This window comes from Tenacibaculum aestuarii (genome assembly GCF_964510395.1).
In the GTDB taxonomy this organism is placed as follows: Bacteria; Bacteroidota; Bacteroidia; order Flavobacteriales; family Flavobacteriaceae; genus Polaribacter; species Polaribacter aestuarii.
Map to the genome: position 1 here is coordinate 519178 of NZ_CAZEFY010000001.1, position 17343 is coordinate 536520.

A 17343-nucleotide genomic window follows, 5' to 3' on the forward strand; every position below is an offset into this window, starting at 1 on the left:
TATGAGAAAAATAATAATACTTATCACAGCTTTTCTAGTAGTAAGCTGTAATACTAGTGAAACTAAAAAAGAAGAAATAGTAGAAAACGTAACAAAAGAAGATAAATTAAAAGAACTGTACTTAAAAACAGTAAAACCGTTGTTTAAAGAGTTTACAGATGTTGATATTCCAAATGAATTTAGAATAGACAAAGAAGACACTACTGTAAACGCAGGAGCAGCAATGAACTATGTTGAAGTAAGTCAAGGTTTAATAGAGTATGATAAAGATTATATAAAAGTTTTTGTATTGGCACATGAGTTAGGACATATCGTAACGCTAAAACAAGCAGAACAATTTAATTTGGGAACAGAAATACCAAATGGAAATAAAATAAATGCTTATAAAAAAGCAGAATATCTTGCCGATATTATAGCGGTTCATTTAATTACTACACAAGAGGTGGAGTTAGGAAACGATTTAAAAACAAATTTTGAGGTTTTACAAAACTTGTTAGGTCCAGAAATTTTTACACACCCAGGAGCAGTTGATAGAGTAGCATTGATGAGAAAGTATGTAGAAATAAGTACGAATAAAAATGCAAACACCATCTATCAAGAAATAATTGAAAAGATTTGGAATATGGAATAAAAAAACGCCTTTAAGGGCGTTTTTTGTTTTATCTCCTAGCTTAACTCTAAAATTACTTGAAATATACTTTTATTGAAACGAAAAGGGTGTTGTGAATTTTTTAAGAGTATGGTTTCGTTACTTAATGTTGATAACTAAATTAACAAAAGAAACTAAATGAGAGTGAAATAGTAGAGTTTTATGAGCATATTAGTAATAATATACATAGTGCCCCGAAAGTTTTTATTTTTTTCGACGTTTAATTAATTTTTCGTATTGATTTACTAAATGGTATAAATATGTTATTAAGGCATCAAAAAAATCAACCGCTTCTTTCGCATCTTGTTGGTTAACAATTTGATTGTGAGAATGTGCTCCGTCGTTTCCAATTAATCTTAATTCGTTCGCCCAATTATAAAGAGTGTTTTCTAAAACTCCTTTCGAGTTCAAACTTTTCAATTTATTTGCCAAGTCTCCTTTATTTTCTCCTTTGTCAATACAGATAGCCTCTATTCCTTTCCGACACATTATCACGCAAGCATCGTATGCGTGAGCTCGATAACATTTCAGAGCTTCTTTGTAAGGATTAAATACAATTTTAGGACAATTTTTTATTGCCTCATTTTCGGTGTTTGGAAAAAACTGTAATTCGCTTGTCAGAAAGTCATCTCCTCCTGCTATTTGAAAATTTTTCTCTTTTAAAAAAGGATTTTTACACCTTAAACACTGACTTAAAAAAACTTCAGTAATATATCCACATAAATCTTCATTTACTGTGTTCTCGGAAACATAGGAATAAATTATGGCAGTCTCAACTACTGAATTACAAGTCGGGCAAAAATTAATTTCTTTAGATTTTTCGCTTGTTTTTTCTTCTTTAAACATTTTCAAATTATGGTTAATATGATTAAGGAAATGAATTTATTTAATGACTTATTTCCAATTTTACACCAATTTAGTAATTTAAAAATTAAGCTTAAACAAAAAAGCAATCTCATTTGAGATTGCTTTTTATAAATATTATTTAGCAGAATAATTAATTCAACATTTGCCATAATTTATCTTTTAGTTCCATTAAGCCTAGTTGGGCAACAGATGAGATAAATATAGTTTCAATACCTTCTGGTAAATCTTGTTTAATTTCTTCTTTCAATTCGTCGTCTAACATATCCGATTTTGAGATAGCTAATAAACGATCTTTATCTAACAATTCAGGATTGTGCTTGCGTAATTCATTCAACAAAATGTCGTATTCTTTTTGAATATCCTCACTATCGGCAGGAATTAAAAAGAGTAGGGTAGAGTTACGTTCAATATGACGTAAAAAGTGATGTCCTAATCCTTTTCCTTCAGCTGCTCCTTCAATAATTCCAGGAATATCTGCCATGACAAAACTCTGGTGATTACGGTATTCTACAATTCCTAAATTAGGTTTTAAGGTTGTAAAAGCATAATCTGCAATTTTTGGTTTTGCAGCAGTAATAACCGACAATAAAGTTGATTTTCCTGCATTAGGGAAACCTACTAAACCAACATCGGCTAAAATTTTTAATTCGATACGAAACCAGCCTTCTTGTCCGTCAATACCCGGTTGGGCATAACGAGGCGTTTGGTTGGTAGATGATTTAAAGTGCCAGTTACCACGACCACCTTTACCACCTTCTAATAAGATGATTTCTTGTCCGTCTTCAATTACTTCATGTAAAATCTCGTCAGTATCGGCATCACGGATAATAGTTCCTAACGGAACAGGAACCACAACGTCTGCACCATCATGACCAGTACTTCGGCTAGCACTACCATCGCCACCATGTTCAGCTCTAAAGTGACGTTTAAATTTTAAATGGAAAAGCGTCCACATATTTTTATCGCCACGTAATATAATGTGACCACCTCGACCACCATCACCACCATCAGGTCCACCTTTCGCGATGTATTTTTCGCGATGTAAGTGAGCAGATCCACGACCACCTTTACCAGATGATGCGTAAATTTTTATATAGTCGACAAAATTTCCTTCAGTCATTGTTTTGGGTTTTAGGTTAAAGATAAAAGGCAAAAGAACATTTGCCCTTAACCTTACCTTTTAGTTTGTTTATAATGTATCAAATACGTCTGATAAACGTTGTGTAATATCATCGATAGACCCTACACCGTTTATTCCGTAATAATTACCTTGTGCTTGGTAAAAATCTTTTAAAACAGCTGTTTTAGTGTTGTATTCGTTAAAACGATTACGGATTTTACTTTCATCCATATCATCTGAACGACCGCTTGTTTTTCCTCTTTCTAAAATACGCTTAACTAATAAATCTTCTGGAACTTCTAAAGCAACCATTCCGTTGATACGCTCACCTTTTTCAGCTAAAAATGCGTCTAAAGCTTCTGCTTGAGATTCGGTACGAGGAAAACCATCAAAAATAAATCCTGCTACGTCAGCATTTTTGTTAACCTCTTCTTTTAGCATGTTAATTGTAACTTCATCAGGAACTAAATCACCAGCATCAATATATGTTTTTGCTAATAACCCTAATTCAGTTTGATTTTTAATATTAAATCGGAATACGTCTCCTGTTGAAATGTGTACTAAATTGTATTTTTCTTTTAAAATTTCTGCTTGAGTACCTTTTCCTGCACCTGGAGGACCGAATAATACGATGTTTTTCATTTTGGGTTGTGTTGTTAATTGATAAATAGCTGGTAAATTTCTACCAATACCTTTATAATCCAAGCCGTAACCAACAATAAACTTATCTTCAATACCTTTTCCGATATAGTCTATATGCAATTCTTTACGATATACATCTGGCTTGTAAAAAAGTGTAACTATTTTTAATTCTTTTAAATTTTTTGTAGAAAAAATCTCATAGATTTCTTGAAGGGTTGTTCCGGTATCAATAATATCTTCTAAAATGATAACAGTACGTCCTGTCAAGTCTTCGTTAAGACCTATTAAACTTTTTACATTTTCTGTTGAACTAGTACCTTCATAAGAAGATAGTTTTACAAAACTTATTTCACAATCACCTTTATATTGACGTAAAAAATCGGCAGTAAAAACAAAGCAGCCGTTTAAAATTCCTATAAAAACAGGAACCTCGTCTTTAGGTAAATCATTTTTAACTTGTTTGGCTAAAGATGCAACAATACTAGAGATTTCATTTGTTGAAATGAACTCTTTAAAATATAAATCGTGAAGTTTTGTAATTTTCATCAGAATGCAAAGATAGTTTCTTGATATTAAATGAAAAAACCGTTTTGAATAAACTTCAAAACGGTTTTATATATGTTTAAGTAGCACTTATTTGTTTTCTTCCTTCTTAGAAACGTCGAACATAATTGGTGTTGCAACGAATAAAGAAGAGTAAGTACCTACTACCACACCTACGATTAATGCGAACATAAATCCTTTAATACTGTCTCCTCCAAAGAAGAAGATAGCTAACATTACTAATAATGTTGTTAAAGAGGTGTTGATAGTTCTTCCTAAAGTACTACATAATGCTTTGTTTACTAAGTTAGCGGTAACCGTATTTTTACCTTCAGTAAATTCTCTAATTCTATCAAAAATTACCACGGTATCGTTTAATGAGTATCCCACTACGGTTAAGATAGCAGCGATGAACGACTGACCGATTTCCATATCAAATGGCATGAATTTGTATAGTAAAGAGAATACACCTAATACTACTAATACATCGTGGAAAACAGCCACTACCGCACCGATAGAATACGCCATTTTTCTAAAACGTAATAAGATATATAAGAACACTACGATTAACGATCCTAATACCGCCCATAAAGCAGCTTGCTTAATATCGTCAGCAATTGTAGGTTCTACTTTCATATAACTCATAATTCCGTTTCCTGCTTTTTCAAAACCAGGTTTGAAATCTTCATAGGTAGTATTTCCTAAGTGAGATTTCAATCCATTGTATAAAGCAGTTTGTACTTCTTCATCAACTTCAGTACCCTCTTCGTCAATCTTAAAAGCAGTAGTAATTTTTAATTGATGATCAGATCCGTAAGTTTTAACTTCAGGAGCAGTACCGAATACAGTTTTTAATTCTTCAGCTACTTCGTTACCTTTCATAGCTTCGTCGAAACGAACTACATAAGAACGACCTCCTTTAAAATCAACTCCTTGTTTTAATCCTACAGTGAATATAGAAACTAAACCAACAGCGATAAAGAATCCTGAAACGATATAAGCGATTTTACGCTTTTGTAAGAATTCAACGTTGATGTTCTTAAACCAGTTTTTAGAGAATCCAGTGTTGAAAGGTAAACTAGTTCCTTTAGCAACTGCACCGTCAATAAATAAACGAGTAATAAATACAGCAGTAAATAAAGAAGTAGCAATACCAATCATTAACGTTAAAGCGAATCCTTTAATTGGCCCTGTACCAAAAGTGTATAAGATTACTCCTGTTAATAAGGTAGTAATGTTAGCATCAATAATAGCAGATAGTGCTCCCTTAATACTAAATCCTTCCTCTACAGAGTCACCTAAGTTTTTACCTCCGTTTAATGCTTCTTTAATTCTTTCAAAGATAATTACGTTCGCATCAACCGACATACCAATGGTTAAGATAATACCCGCAATACCTGGTAAGGTTAATACAGAGTTGAATGATGCTAAAATTCCGAAGATAAATAAGATGTTTACAACTAAAGCAATGTTAGCATAAATACCAGCTCTACCGTAGTATAAGAACATCCAAACTAAAACTAAAATAATAGCTAAACCAAATGACCACATACTAGCATCGATAGATTCTTTACCTAAAGATGGTCCTACTACTTCAATTTGAATAGCTCTAGCAGGAGCAGGTAATTTACCAGCTTTTAAAACTGTTGCAATATCTTGTGCTTCTGTAACGGTCATAGAACCTCCAGAAATTTGAGTACTACCTCCAGAAATTACTTGGTTTACACTTGGTGCTGTATATACGTAATTATCTAAAACAACAGCAACGAATTTACCAACGTTTTCAGCTGTCATTTTAGCCCATTGTTTTGTTCCTGAAGCATTCATTAGCATAGATACTACAGGCTTGCTCATTTGGTCATATTCTTGTTTTGCATCCGCAATAACATCACCATCAATAGGGGCTTTGTCTTTTCTGTTAGATTTAATAGCGTATAAATTTATAATTTCGCTACCATCAGCACCTGGTTGTGCTTTATAATCCCATAAAAACTTAGTGTATTTTAAGTTGGTAGGTAATAAAGCTCTTACTTCTTTATTGTGTAAAAAGTTATTAACTTTTGCAGTGTCCTGAACTCTAGCTTGTGCAACTAAAGGACTTACTTCTTGAGGACCTCGAGCTACGTTAGGGTATAAGTAAGTAAATAAGTTCTTTTGAGTTTCAACATTTGTTGAATCAGCAGACTCACCTAATAAATCATCAATGTTATCAGCCGTTTTAGTAGTGTCTTTAACTTCTTCTACAGCAGAATCATCTTTTAATAATTCAGCAACTTTAGCATTCGCAGTAAAGAAAAAGTTTTGTACATCAGCATTGGTGTGTACTTCCCAAAATTGTAATTCAGCAGTACTTTGTAATAATTTTTGAGCGCGATCAATATCTTTCGCTCCTGGCAATTCTACTTGAATTCTACCAGAGTTTCCTATACGTTGGATGTTTGGTTGTACAACTCCGAATTTATCAATACGGCTACGTAATACTTCAAAAGCAGTGTTGATAGAAGTGTTGATTTCTTCTTGTAAAGTCGATTTAACCTGCTCGTTAGTTTTGTTGAAGTCTATTTTATCACGTAAAGCTTTCGTTCCAAAAATGCTTGGGTCACTTAATTTAACGTTACCGTTGCTTAATTTCTCGAACTCATCGTAGAATAAATCTAAGTAATTCGCTTGACTGTTCTTTTGAGCTTCATCAGCATTCTTTAATGCTTGCTTAAAAGTTGTGTTTTGAGAATCGTTAGATAATCCGATTAAGATATCTTTTACTGATACCTGTAAAATTGCATTAATACCCCCTTTTAAATCAAGACCAAGGTTCATTTCTTTGTCTTTGATGTCGTTGTAAGAGTACTTAGCAAATCCTAAGTTTACTACCTCTTTGTTAGCTACGCTATCTAAGTATTTTCTTTCATATCTTGCTAAAGCTCTTCCGTTGTTATCACTAACATTTGCTTTCGCATACTGTTTCGCACTGTCTTCTACCTTATTGGCGAAAAACGAGAACGATAATTGATAAATACTTACTAAACCAAAAAGTATAGCAAATAATTTAATTAATCCTTTGTTTTGCATTGTAAATAATTTAATCGACTTTATTTTAAAAACGTGCAAATATAGCGTTTCGTTAAAAAAAAAGCGAATTCTTTTGTCATATTTATGTCATAAGGCAATAATTGGGGAATAAATGCTAACAAAAGTCAGTTTTTGCGGGAATTATATTGTGTATATTTACTTACTTTTTAGAAAAAAACAAATAACTTAAATTTTAAACAATTTGCCATGGCGCATTTAACCGATATCGAGATTGCTCAAGCAAAAGAATTACAACATATTAAACATATAGCTAGTAAATTAAAAGTAAGTGAAGATAACTTAGAAATGTATGGGAAGTACAAAGCTAAATTACCACTTGATTTAATTGACGAAGAAAAAATAAAAGAGAATAACTTGGTGTTGGTAACAGCATTAACTCCGACACCAGCAGGTGAAGGAAAAACAACAGTTTCTATAGGGTTAACAGAAGGATTAAACAAAGTAGGAAAACAAGCTACTGTTGTGTTGCGTGAACCATCATTAGGACCTGTTTTTGGTATTAAAGGAGGTGCAGCAGGTGGAGGATACTCTCAAGTAGTTCCTATGGAAGATATTAACTTACATTTTACAGGAGATTTCAATGCTATAGAAAAAGCAAATAACTTATTGTCAGCATTAATAGATAACAATTTACAGAGTAGTGTTAACAATTTAAATATTGATCCAAGAACTATTTTATGGAAACGTGTAATTGATATGAACGATCGCGCGTTACGTCAAATTACTATTGGGTTAGGAGGTACAGCAAATGGAATTCCACGAGAAGATGGGTTTAATATTACACCGGCATCTGAAGTAATGGCGATTCTTTGTATGGCAACTAGTTTTGACGATTTAAAAGAGCGTTTAGGAAATATTTTCATCGGATTTACTTTTGATAAAAAGCCAGTTTTTGCTCGCGATTTAAAAGCGCAAGATGCTATGGCTATTTTATTAAAAGATGCAATTAAACCTAATTTAGTACAAACGTTAGAAGAGAATCCAGCGATTATTCACGGAGGACCTTTTGCTAATATTGCTCAAGGAACAAACACTATTATTGCAACTAAAATGGGATTGTCGTTATCAAACTATGTAGTAACAGAAGCAGGATTTGGTGCAGATTTAGGAGCTGAGAAATTTTTGAATATTAAATCACAATATGCAGGGTTAAATCCGAAATGTGTGGTGTTAGTTGCGACAATTAGAGCGTTGCGTCATCACGGAGGCTCGCCAAAAGAAGAATACAATACTCCAAGTTTAGAGCGCGTGCAGAATGGATTTAAAAACCTAGAAAAGCATATTGAAAATATTAGGAAATTTAATATTGAGCCTGTAGTAGCCATCAATTCTTTTATTTCTGATACTGAGGAAGAAGTAAACTATGTAATTGAGGCTTGTGCTAGTTTAGGTGTACAAGCAGTTGTTTCAGAAGGATGGGCAAAGGGAGGTGAAGGAACAAAAAAATTAGCAGAGGCTGTTGTTGATGTAGTTGAAAACAAGGCTACCCAATACAAACCGTTGTATGATTGGAAAAGTCCTGTAAAAGAAAAAATAGAAAAGATTGCTAAAGAAATTTACGGAGCTTCTGGAGTAACCTATGATAAAAAAGCAGAATTAAACTTGAGAAGAATAGATCGATTAGGTTTTAATGATTTTGCTATTTGTATGGCTAAAACTCAAAAGTCTTTTTCAGATAATGAAAGTTTAATAGGAAGACCAGAAGGATTTACTGTAAATGTTCGTGAAATAGAAATTGCTGCAGGTGCACAATTTATCATTCCTATTTTAGGGAAAATGATGCGTATGCCTGGGTTGCCTGCAATTCCTGCTTCAGAAAATATGAAAATTGATAACAAAGGTGTAATCTCAGGATTATCATAAGCATGGAACCTATTATTGTAGCCAAAATAATTAATGCTTCGGTTAATGAAGTATGGAAAGCAATTACTAATCATTCTTTGATGATTGAGTGGTTTTTTGAAAATATTCCTGCTTTTGAACCTGTAGTCGGATTTACAACAGAGTTTAACGTACAATCTGAAGAACGAAATTTTTTACATGTTTGGAAGGTAGTAGAAGTTGTTGAGGAGCAAAAAACTGTTTGCGAATGGAAATATCCTGAATATGTAGATGCAAGTATGTTTGTAACTTTTGAATTGAAATCAATATCAGATAGTAAAACGGATTTTACAATTACTGCTCTAGGAATAGAACATTTTTCGGGGATGAATATCCCTGAGTTTACAAGAGAGAGCTGTAAAGGTGGTTGGGAGTATTTTTCTAACCGATTACAACAGTTTTTAGTGTAAAAAAAATCCCGAGTGATAAACTCGGGATTTTTTTGTTTAAAATTAGAATCTATTCAGTGATAAGATTGTTTAGTTTTATGCTTTTTAGAGCTTCTAGACTTCCTTCTATAGAGTTCAAATCTCCTTTTAAGTCGTACTTCTTACCATTTACCGTAACAAATATTCCGATGTTATTAATTTTACCTTCTTTACTAGTTTGGTAAATTTCATAAGTAGCACCTTTGTTTTTAAAGGTCAATGTATTTTCTGTTTTATTAAGCTTGAAATTATAATCTCCTTCCATCATTTCAATTGGGAATGAGAATTCCACAGCCCCATCAGGTTTAATCAAAGCGTAATTAAGGTCTAGTTCATTCATGCTAAATAGAACAACTTGCTTTTGGTTTTTAATAAGATTAAATGATAATATTTCAGAAAGCTCATCATATTCTAAATCTAGTGTTTTAGTAGTTTTTGTACTTTTTTTATTTCCATTCCATTTGGTTGTAGTAGTAGAATAAAAAGGAGCGGAACCAGCATTTTCTTCTATGATTAGAGTAGGAGTGGGAACATTGTTAACTGCTTTAAAAGTTGAATATTGATGCCAGCAACAACCACTTTTTGTAATAGTGTGGATGGTTTTTGTTTTGTCATTCGTTTGAAACATACCACAATATTCTTGTGCTAATCGAGTAAATTCAGGACTAAAGGTTAGTTTATTATTAATTTCGAGGTATATTCTAAAAGATGGACCATGGTAACAACTGAATTGCCCATCCATAATGGCTAAATCTTTAACACCATCAAAATTGAAGTCTTTATATATTAAAATACTCTGTTCTCCGTAAGGAAGTTCTAAAATGTTTGTTTTAACAATCCCTATGGTTTCTAATTCAAAAGTTAATTCGTCGGAATGAATTTCTATAATTTTGGTATTTGTTTTAGATTCAAATACAGCAACACTTCCTTTTTTAAAAATTTCATTTTCATAACCTTTTTCAATAGACAAGAGTCCTTTATATTTTTCTGAAAAACCTTTGATTTCGTATTTTGTTTGGCCTAATACGTTTAGAAAAGTGAAAATAAGTAAGAGTGTTAAATTCTTTTTCATTACTTTGTTAAGTATAATAATTTCAAATAGTTTTTTTATCAACGACAAAATTATCAAAAAATGTACGGGATTAAACCAAAAAACAACCCTTAGGTTACAGAAGTAGCCGAATGAGGGTTGTTTTTTATGTTAACGAGTGTGTGATTAATTTACACCACGTTGTTTGTTTATTTCATCTTGTAATTGTCTACGTAATTTTTGTTCTTTTTCTATAGACTTTCTTTTGTACTGTTCAAACTCTTCTTCAGTATCAGCCAATAAACTCTTAGTTTCTTTAGTAACTACATTACTATTGTTAAAACGATAAATAAAGAAAGCTAATCCAGCTAGTAGTGCGAAAATAATACCCCATACAATAGTGTTATAGGTAGCCTTATCTAAAGGAATTCCAATAAATGAAATTGCATCTTCTTTACCGATAGAAGTAGCTAAATCTGTATTTAAAGTATCAATTTTTGTTTGTAACTCAGTAATACTTTTTTGTTGTTCGTTTATTTTAACTTGTTTAGAGGCAGCATCTGTTTTAATTACCTTTATGCTGTCTAATATACTTTTTTGAAGTCTTAAGTATTCATTCTTCTTTATTACTTTATAAATCTGGTAATTGTTCGATTTTTTATAAAGCTCATTAAATTGGTTCTCAACAGTATTTGGTTGTTCAGGAAGATTTTCTTGAGCGATAATACTTTGAGTAAAAATAAAGATGAATGCTATTTTGAAAAATTTCATAGGATTGGTATTTTATTTCAATTGATGAATATAAGATGGTTTAAAAAAACCCAAACGTTTAGGTTTGGGTTTTTAGTATAAGCAAGGTTATGAAACTTATTTTACTTTCTCTACAATGGCCTTAAAAGCTTCTGGGTTGTTCATAGCTAAATCAGCTAAAACCTTACGGTTTAACTCGATGTTATTAGCTTTAACTTTACCCATAAACTGTGAGTAAGACATTCCGAACTGACGAGCTCCAGCGTTGATACGTTGAATCCATAATGAACGGAAGTTTCTCTTGTTGTTTTTACGGTCACGGTATGCATAAAGCATTCCTTTTTCAACCGCGTTCTTTGCTACTGTGTAAACGTTCTTACGACGTCCAAAGTAACCTTTTGCTTGCTTCAAGATTTTCTTTCTTCTATTTCTTGAAGCTACTGAATTTACTGATCTTGGCATAATTCAAATGTGTTTTTGTAGTAGGCGGTTTATATAATTTTAAGTGTTTAGTTTTAGTTGTATTTAACTGAAAACTATAAACTCAAAACTTAAAACTCTTTATGGCCCAACTCCATGGTTAATAATTAATTTACTACCTAGCTAACAATTATTTTAATACTAATTGTTGCTTAATGTTAGCTTCATCAGACTTATGTACTAATGTAGCGTGTGTTAATGCAAGCTTACGTTTTTTAGACTTCTTTGTTAAGATGTGGCTTTTAAACGCGTGCTTTCTTTTGATTTTTCCAGAACCAGTTAACTTGAAACGTTTCTTGGCACTAGATTTTGTTTTAATTTTAGGCATCTCTGATCTTTAGTTTTATCTTGCTTATATTATCGTTATAGATTTGTCTATTTTGTCTTTTTAGGTGCAATAAACATAATCATACGTTTTCCTTCCAATTTTGGCATTTGCTCTACTTTACCATATTCTTCTAGTTCTTGAGCTAGTTTTAATAGTAAAATTTGTCCTTGTTCTTTGAACACAATCGAACGTCCTTTGAAGAATACAAAAGCTTTTAATTTGGCTCCGTCTTGTAAGAACTTAATAGCATGCTTCTTTTTGAATTCGTAATCATGTTCGTCTGTTTGAGGGCCGAAACGAATTTCTTTTACAGTAACTTTAGTAGCTTTCGCTTTTAAAGCTTTTTCACGTTTCTTTTGCTCGTATAAGAACTTTTTGTAATCAATAACTTTACAAACAGGAGGAACAGCTTTAGGTGAAATCTCAACTAAATCTAATTCTAACTCTCGTGCAATCTCTTTAGCTTTAGCTAAAGGGTATACACCTACTTCTACGTTATCGCCTACAAGACGAACTTCGTCAACATATTTAATTCTATCGTTAATTCTATGTTGATCTTCTTTAATTACTCTTGCGGGTTTTCTTCCGCCTTTTCTTCTAATTGCTATGACTTATAAATTTAAAATTACTATCTATTTTTTAACTTCCGAAAGGAACCAATGTTTTACTAACTTCATTCTGTATTAGAGAAATGAATTCTTCTATAGTAAATGTTCCTAGGTCTCCTTCGCCATGTTTCCTTACAGATACTGTGCCATCTTTTTCTTCTTGTTCACCAACAATTACCATAAATGGTATTTTGTTAACTTCGGCATCACGAATCTTTCTTCCTGTCTTCTCGTTGCGATTATCAACGAGGGCGCGAATTTCGGAATTTTCCAACAAAGTTAAAACTTTTTTGGTATAATTTTGATATTTCTCACTGATTGGCAGTATAATAACTTGTTCTGGAGTTAGCCAAAGTGGGAAATTTCCACCAGTGTGCTCTAATAAAACAGCAATAAAACGTTCCATAGAACCAAACGGTGCACGGTGAATCATTACAGGGCGGTGTAATTGGTTATCGGCTCCTTTATAATGTAAATCGAAACGTTCTGGTAAGTTGTAATCTACCTGAATAGTTCCTAATTGCCAACTTCTACCTAAAGCATCCTTTACCATAAAGTCTAACTTCGGACCATAAAAGGCAGCTTCACCTTCTTCAATCACATAATCTAAACCTTTATCTTTAGCTGCATTGATAATTGCTTGTTCAGCTTTTTCCCAATTTTCAATAGAACCTATATATTTATCTGGGTTTTCCATATCTCTGATAGAAACCTGAGCAGTAAAGTTTTCAAAACCTAATGATCCGAATACATATAATACAAGGTCAATTACATTTTTGAATTCTTCATCTAATTGTTCAGGAGTACAGAAAATATGTGCATCATCTTGAGTAAACCCACGTACACGAGTTAAACCATGTAGTTCTCCACTTTGCTCATATCTATATACAGTACCAAACTCAGCAAAGCGTTTTGGTAAATCTTTATATGAATAAGGTTTGTGGTTGTATACCTCACAGTGATGCGGACAGTTCATCGGTTTTAACAAGAATTCCTCGTCTTCTTTTGGAGTAGTAATTGGTTGAAAACTATCTTCACCATATTTAGCATAGTGTCCAGAAGTAACATATAATTCTTTCTGACCAATATGTGGAGTCATAACCATTTCATACCCCGCTTTCTTTTGAGCAGCTTTTAAGAAATCTTCTAATCGGTTACGTAAAGCGGCTCCTTTTGGTAACCATAAAGGTAAACCTTGTCCTACTTTTTGAGAAAATGTAAATAGCTCTAATTCTTTACCAAGTTTTCTATGATCACGTTTTTTAGCTTCTTCAAGAAGTTCTAAATATTCTTTTAATTCTTTTTGCTTCGGAAAAGAGATTCCGTAGACACGAGTAAGCTGATTGTTCTTTTCGTCACCACGCCAGTATGCGCCAGCAACATTCATAATCTTTACAGCTTTGATGATTCCAGTATTCGGAATATGACCTCCACGACATAAGTCGGTAAAGTCACTATGATCACAAAAAGTGATATCACCATCTTCTAAACCTTCAATAAGTTCTACCTTATATTGGTTATCTTGTGCTTTATAGTAAGCTAAAGCATCAGCTTTAGAAATAGAACGCATTTTAAATTCAGCTTTTTCACGAGCACGCTCTAAAAATTTCTTTTCTATTTTATCAAAATCTTTTTCAGAAATAGTTTCGTCTCCAAAATCAACATCATAATAAAAACCATTTTCAATAGCAGGCCCAATAGTTAACTTTGCGTTCGGATAAAAATCTTGAATAGCTTGTGCTAATACGTGAGCAGAAGAATGCCAAAAAGCTTTCTTTCCTGCTGTGTCATTAAAAGTATATAATACTAACGAGCCGTCTGTGGTAAGTGGGGTGGTGGTTTCAATGGTTTTTCCTTCAAAACTTGCAGAAATAACATTTCTAGCTAAACCTTCACTAATACTTTTCGCAACATCCATTGGAGTGCTGTTCTTTTCAAATTCTTTGACGCTCCCGTCAGGCAATGTAATCTTAATCATTATATATATGTGTTATATGTAATTTCCTTACAAGTGGAAATTTTGAATTGCAAAGATATTGTAAAAGCATTTTTAATACAATATATATATAAGGTATTTCTAAGACAAATTTTGTTTCGAGATATTATGCTTAATAATGACTATTTGCAAAGGTTTTAAGTGTTTTGAATACTAGGCTCCGTTAGTGTTTCATATCTTTTTAATGATAAGATGTTTCTGAAATTCGTAGAAAGTTTCTCTGTTTTAGAAGATAAATGATAGTAGCTTAATAATGCATTCAGAAAACTTTCACATGTAAATCGTTAATTTTTAAAGTATTAAAAAAAGCTTTAGAAAAAAGGCAAAAAAAGTGCTTGTTATAAGAAAAAAGGTATCTATATTTGCACCCGCAAACGGAAAAGCGGTAAGCTAAGAAGTTAGTAAGAGTTCATTAAAATAGGGTGTAAGATAAGTAAAGAAAAGGTTAAAAAATATTGTAGTTTTTTCTTGTTTTATTTAAAGTAAATGTAGTATCTTTGCAGTCCGATTTTAACGGGGATAGTTCATTAAAATAGTGTAGCGAAACAAACGAAAAAAAACTTCAAAAAAGTTTTTGTCAGAATAAAAAGAGTTTGTATGTTTGCACCCGCTTTAAGAAAGCGGTTACGATCACAGAGATTTTGGGAAGCGATAAGCTACTAGTTCGATTCTAGTGTTTCTACAAGAAGGTTGAGTTAAAGAGATGAGTTTAAGACTTGTTATTGGCGACTTGCCAAGTTCATTGAAAATATTGAAATTGACAGCGTAATTAAAAGAGTAGAATTACCACGGCGATCTAATTTAGGTTAGATTACCGAAAAAATTCTTTTGGAACTTAACATTTAAAATAATTAAAGATTTTACAATGAAGAGTTTGATCCTGGCTCAGGATGAACGCTAGCGGCAGGCTTAACACATGCAAGTCGAGGGGTAACAGGGTGCTTGCACCGCTGACGACCGGCGAACGGGTGCGTAACGCGTATAGAATCTGCCTTGTACAGGAGGATAGCCTTTAGAAATGAAGATTAATACTCCATAGTGTAGAGAAGTGGCATCACTTTTTTATTAAAGATTTATCGGTACAAGATGACTATGCGTCCTATTAGCTAGATGGTAAGGTAACGGCTTACCATGGCAACGATAGGTAGGGGGTCTGAGAGGATTATCCCCCACACTGGTACTGAGACACGGACCAGACTCCTACGGGAGGCAGCAGTGAGGAATATTGGTCAATGGAGGCAACTCTGAACCAGCCATGCCGCGTGCAGGAAGACTGCCCTATGGGTTGTAAACTGCTTTTATACAGGAAGAAACAGTCGTACGTGTACGACCTTGACGGTACTGTAAGAATAAGCACCGGCTAACTCCGTGCCAGCAGCCGCGGTAATACGGAGGGTGCAAGCGTTATCCGGAATCATTGGGTTTAAAGGGTCCGCAGGCGGTCAATTAAGTCAGAGGTGAAATCCCATAGCTTAACTATGGAACTGCCTTTGATACTGGTTGACTTGAGTTATACGGAAGTAGATAGAATAAGTAGTGTAGCGGTGAAATGCATAGATATTACTTAGAATACCGATTGCGAAGGCAGTCTACTACGTATATACTGACGCTCATGGACGAAAGCGTGGGGAGCGAACAGGATTAGATACCCTGGTAGTCCACGCCGTAAACGATGGACACTAGTTGTTGGGGTTTACCTCAGTGACTAAGCGAAAGTGATAAGTGTCCCACCTGGGGAGTACGATCGCAAGATTGAAACTCAAAGGAATTGACGGGGGCCCGCACAAGCGGTGGAGCATGTGGTTTAATTCGATGATACGCGAGGAACCTTACCAGGGCTTAAATGTAGAGTGACAGGGCTAGAGATAGCTTTTTCTTCGGACACTTTACAAGGTGCTGCATGGTTGTCGTCAGCTCGTGCCGTGAGGTGTCAGGTTAAGTCCTATAACGAGCGCAACCCCTATCGTTAGTTGCTAGCAGGTAAAGCTGAGGACTCTAGCGAGACTGCCGGTGCAAACCGTGAGGAAGGTGGGGATGACGTCAAATCATCACGGCCCTTACGTCCTGGGCTACACACGTGCTACAATGGTATGGACAATGAGCAGCCACTTTGCGAAAAGGAGCGAATCTATAAACCATATCACAGTTCGGATCGGAGTCTGCAACTCGACTCCGTGAAGCTGGAATCGCTAGTAATCGGATATCAGCCATGATCCGGTGAATACGTTCCCGGGCCTTGTACACACCGCCCGTCAAGCCATGGAAGCTGGGGGTGCCTGAAGTCGGTTACCGCAAGGAGCTGCCTAGGGTAAAACTGGTAACTAGGGCTAAGTCGTAACAAGGTAGCCGTACCGGAAGGTGCGGCTGGAACACCTCCTTTCTAGAGAAAGATGGTGAGTTACATAAGAGGTTAATTTTACTCTTTGCTGTTAATTTTAAAAAATAGACTAAGATCTTAAAAAAGAGAATTTTAGATGTTTGATATAAAATATCTAAGCTGTCTAAGACAGTCTCGTAGCTCAGCTGGTTAGAGCGCTACACTGATAATGTAGAGGTCGGCAGTTCGAGTCTGCCCGAGACTACAATTTTAAAGAGATTAGTTGAAAGGAAATTTTAGAAGTTGGGTATCCCAAGTTGACGTATAGGTCATCAATTAACTGATAACTGTTAACTGATAGCTGACTACTGAAAAGAAAAGGGGGATTAGCTCAGCTGGCTAGAGCGCTTGCCTTGCACGCAAGAGGTCATCGGTTCGACTCCGATATTCTCCACCAGGTAGCACCTGGAGGCAATAATAAATATTGTTTCAGAGTGTTGCACGAATTGTACTGATAAATACTTATCAGTGGCGATTCGCCACGTTCATTGACATATTGGTAAAATGATATCGTAAAGAATCAAGATAGAGAGTTAGAGAAATCTAACAAAATA

Annotated in this window: 13 protein-coding genes, 2 tRNA genes and 1 rRNA gene; 6 read left to right on the forward strand and 10 right to left on the reverse strand. The window is 34.1% G+C overall.

Translation table 11 applies throughout. The annotated features are described in order from the left end of the window. Position 1 precedes the first annotated feature (1 nt). Positions 2 to 631 (forward strand): M48 family metalloprotease, encoded by a 630-nt coding sequence (locus tag ACKTSU_RS02545; RefSeq protein ID WP_408034806.1) that lies wholly within the window; start codon positions 2 to 4, stop codon positions 629 to 631. A gap of 222 nt (positions 632 to 853) precedes the next feature. On the opposite strand, the gene ACKTSU_RS02550 is transcribed toward ACKTSU_RS02545, so the two are convergent. From ACKTSU_RS02550 to secDF, 4 genes are all read right to left on the reverse strand, one after another. Then, complete coding sequence (locus ACKTSU_RS02550; RefSeq protein ID WP_408034807.1) at positions 854 to 1495, reverse strand: DUF4145 domain-containing protein; 642 nt, start codon at positions 1493 to 1495, stop codon at positions 854 to 856. Between the two features lie 151 nt (positions 1496 to 1646). Next, positions 1647 to 2636 carry a GTPase ObgE gene (gene obgE / locus ACKTSU_RS02555; protein WP_408034808.1) on the reverse strand — a complete coding sequence of 330 codons (990 nt, stop codon included), beginning with the start codon at positions 2634 to 2636 and terminating at the stop codon, positions 1647 to 1649. A gap of 69 nt (positions 2637 to 2705) precedes the next feature. Then, complete coding sequence (locus tag ACKTSU_RS02560; RefSeq protein WP_408034809.1) at positions 2706 to 3824, reverse strand: adenylate kinase; 1119 nt, start codon at positions 3822 to 3824, stop codon at positions 2706 to 2708. Between the two features lie 87 nt (positions 3825 to 3911). Continuing rightward, positions 3912 to 6890, reverse strand: coding sequence for a protein translocase subunit SecDF (gene secDF / locus ACKTSU_RS02565; protein ID WP_408034810.1), 2979 nt, complete (start codon positions 6888 to 6890; stop codon positions 3912 to 3914). A 207-nt stretch (positions 6891 to 7097) separates the two neighbouring features. On the opposite strand from secDF, the gene ACKTSU_RS02570 reads away from it, so the two are divergent. Next, the gene (locus ACKTSU_RS02570; RefSeq protein ID WP_408034811.1) at positions 7098 to 8774 is read left to right on the forward strand and encodes a formate--tetrahydrofolate ligase; all 1677 of its coding nucleotides are present in this window, start codon (positions 7098 to 7100) and stop codon (positions 8772 to 8774) included. A gap of 2 nt (positions 8775 to 8776) precedes the next feature. Continuing rightward, positions 8777 to 9202: an SRPBCC family protein gene (locus tag ACKTSU_RS02575; protein ID WP_408034812.1), complete on the forward strand. Its 426-nt coding sequence runs from the start codon at positions 8777 to 8779 to the stop codon at positions 9200 to 9202. A 49-nt stretch (positions 9203 to 9251) separates the two neighbouring features. Here the strand turns inward: ACKTSU_RS02575 and ACKTSU_RS02580 are convergent, their stop codons facing one another. The 6 genes from ACKTSU_RS02580 to thrS all read right to left on the reverse strand — a co-directional run bounded on the left by ACKTSU_RS02580 (position 9252) and on the right by thrS (position 14394). After that, positions 9252 to 10292, reverse strand: coding sequence for an XAC2610-related protein (locus ACKTSU_RS02580; RefSeq protein WP_408034813.1), 1041 nt, complete (start codon positions 10290 to 10292; stop codon positions 9252 to 9254). Between the two features lie 144 nt (positions 10293 to 10436). Then, positions 10437 to 11021: a hypothetical protein gene (locus ACKTSU_RS02585; RefSeq protein ID WP_408034814.1), complete on the reverse strand. Its 585-nt coding sequence runs from the start codon at positions 11019 to 11021 to the stop codon at positions 10437 to 10439. A gap of 96 nt (positions 11022 to 11117) precedes the next feature. Continuing rightward, the gene (rplT, locus tag ACKTSU_RS02590) at positions 11118 to 11462 is read right to left on the reverse strand and encodes a 50S ribosomal protein L20 (protein ID WP_028891166.1); all 345 of its coding nucleotides are present in this window, start codon (positions 11460 to 11462) and stop codon (positions 11118 to 11120) included. Between the two features lie 148 nt (positions 11463 to 11610). Continuing rightward, on the reverse strand, positions 11611 to 11808 hold the full coding sequence (rpmI, locus tag ACKTSU_RS02595; RefSeq protein ID WP_028891165.1) for a 50S ribosomal protein L35: 198 nt from the start codon (positions 11806 to 11808) through the stop codon (positions 11611 to 11613). A gap of 47 nt (positions 11809 to 11855) precedes the next feature. After that, positions 11856 to 12374 carry a translation initiation factor IF-3 gene (gene infC, locus ACKTSU_RS02600; protein ID WP_408035320.1) on the reverse strand — a complete coding sequence of 173 codons (519 nt, stop codon included), beginning with the start codon at positions 12372 to 12374 and terminating at the stop codon, positions 11856 to 11858. A 73-nt stretch (positions 12375 to 12447) separates the two neighbouring features. Next, positions 12448 to 14394, reverse strand: coding sequence for a threonine--tRNA ligase (thrS, locus tag ACKTSU_RS02605; protein WP_408034815.1), 1947 nt, complete (start codon positions 14392 to 14394; stop codon positions 12448 to 12450). A gap of 880 nt (positions 14395 to 15274) precedes the next feature. Here thrS and ACKTSU_RS02610 point away from each other — a divergent pair. The 3 genes from ACKTSU_RS02610 (at position 15275) to ACKTSU_RS02620 (ending at position 17186) form a co-directional block, all read left to right on the forward strand. After that, positions 15275 to 16792 (forward strand): 16S ribosomal RNA (locus ACKTSU_RS02610). Between the two features lie 128 nt (positions 16793 to 16920). After that, positions 16921 to 16994 (forward strand) — tRNA-Ile (locus ACKTSU_RS02615). A gap of 115 nt (positions 16995 to 17109) precedes the next feature. After that, positions 17110 to 17186 (forward strand) — tRNA-Ala (locus ACKTSU_RS02620). The last annotated feature ends 157 nt before the right edge of the window (positions 17187 to 17343 follow it).

Coding starts and splice junctions, on each gene's coding strand:
- secDF (WP_408034810.1), bottom strand. CDS start 6,890: ATGCAAAACAAAGGATTAATTAAATTATTTGCTATACTTTTTGGTTTA.
- ACKTSU_RS02545 (WP_408034806.1), top strand. CDS start 2: ATGAGAAAAATAATAATACTTATCACAGCTTTTCTAGTAGTAAGCTGT.
- ACKTSU_RS02580 (WP_408034813.1), bottom strand. CDS start 10,292: ATGAAAAAGAATTTAACACTCTTACTTATTTTCACTTTTCTAAACGTA.
- obgE (WP_408034808.1), bottom strand. CDS start 2,636: ATGACTGAAGGAAATTTTGTCGACTATATAAAAATTTACGCATCATCT.
- ACKTSU_RS02575 (WP_408034812.1), top strand. CDS start 8,777: ATGGAACCTATTATTGTAGCCAAAATAATTAATGCTTCGGTTAATGAA.
- thrS (WP_408034815.1), bottom strand. CDS start 14,394: ATGATTAAGATTACATTGCCTGACGGGAGCGTCAAAGAATTTGAAAAG.
- ACKTSU_RS02570 (WP_408034811.1), top strand. CDS start 7,098: ATGGCGCATTTAACCGATATCGAGATTGCTCAAGCAAAAGAATTACAA.
- ACKTSU_RS02585 (WP_408034814.1), bottom strand. CDS start 11,021: ATGAAATTTTTCAAAATAGCATTCATCTTTATTTTTACTCAAAGTATT.
- rplT (WP_028891166.1), bottom strand. CDS start 11,462: ATGCCAAGATCAGTAAATTCAGTAGCTTCAAGAAATAGAAGAAAGAAA.
- ACKTSU_RS02560 (WP_408034809.1), bottom strand. CDS start 3,824: ATGAAAATTACAAAACTTCACGATTTATATTTTAAAGAGTTCATTTCA.
- ACKTSU_RS02550 (WP_408034807.1), bottom strand. CDS start 1,495: ATGTTTAAAGAAGAAAAAACAAGCGAAAAATCTAAAGAAATTAATTTT.
- rpmI (WP_028891165.1), bottom strand. CDS start 11,808: ATGCCTAAAATTAAAACAAAATCTAGTGCCAAGAAACGTTTCAAGTTA.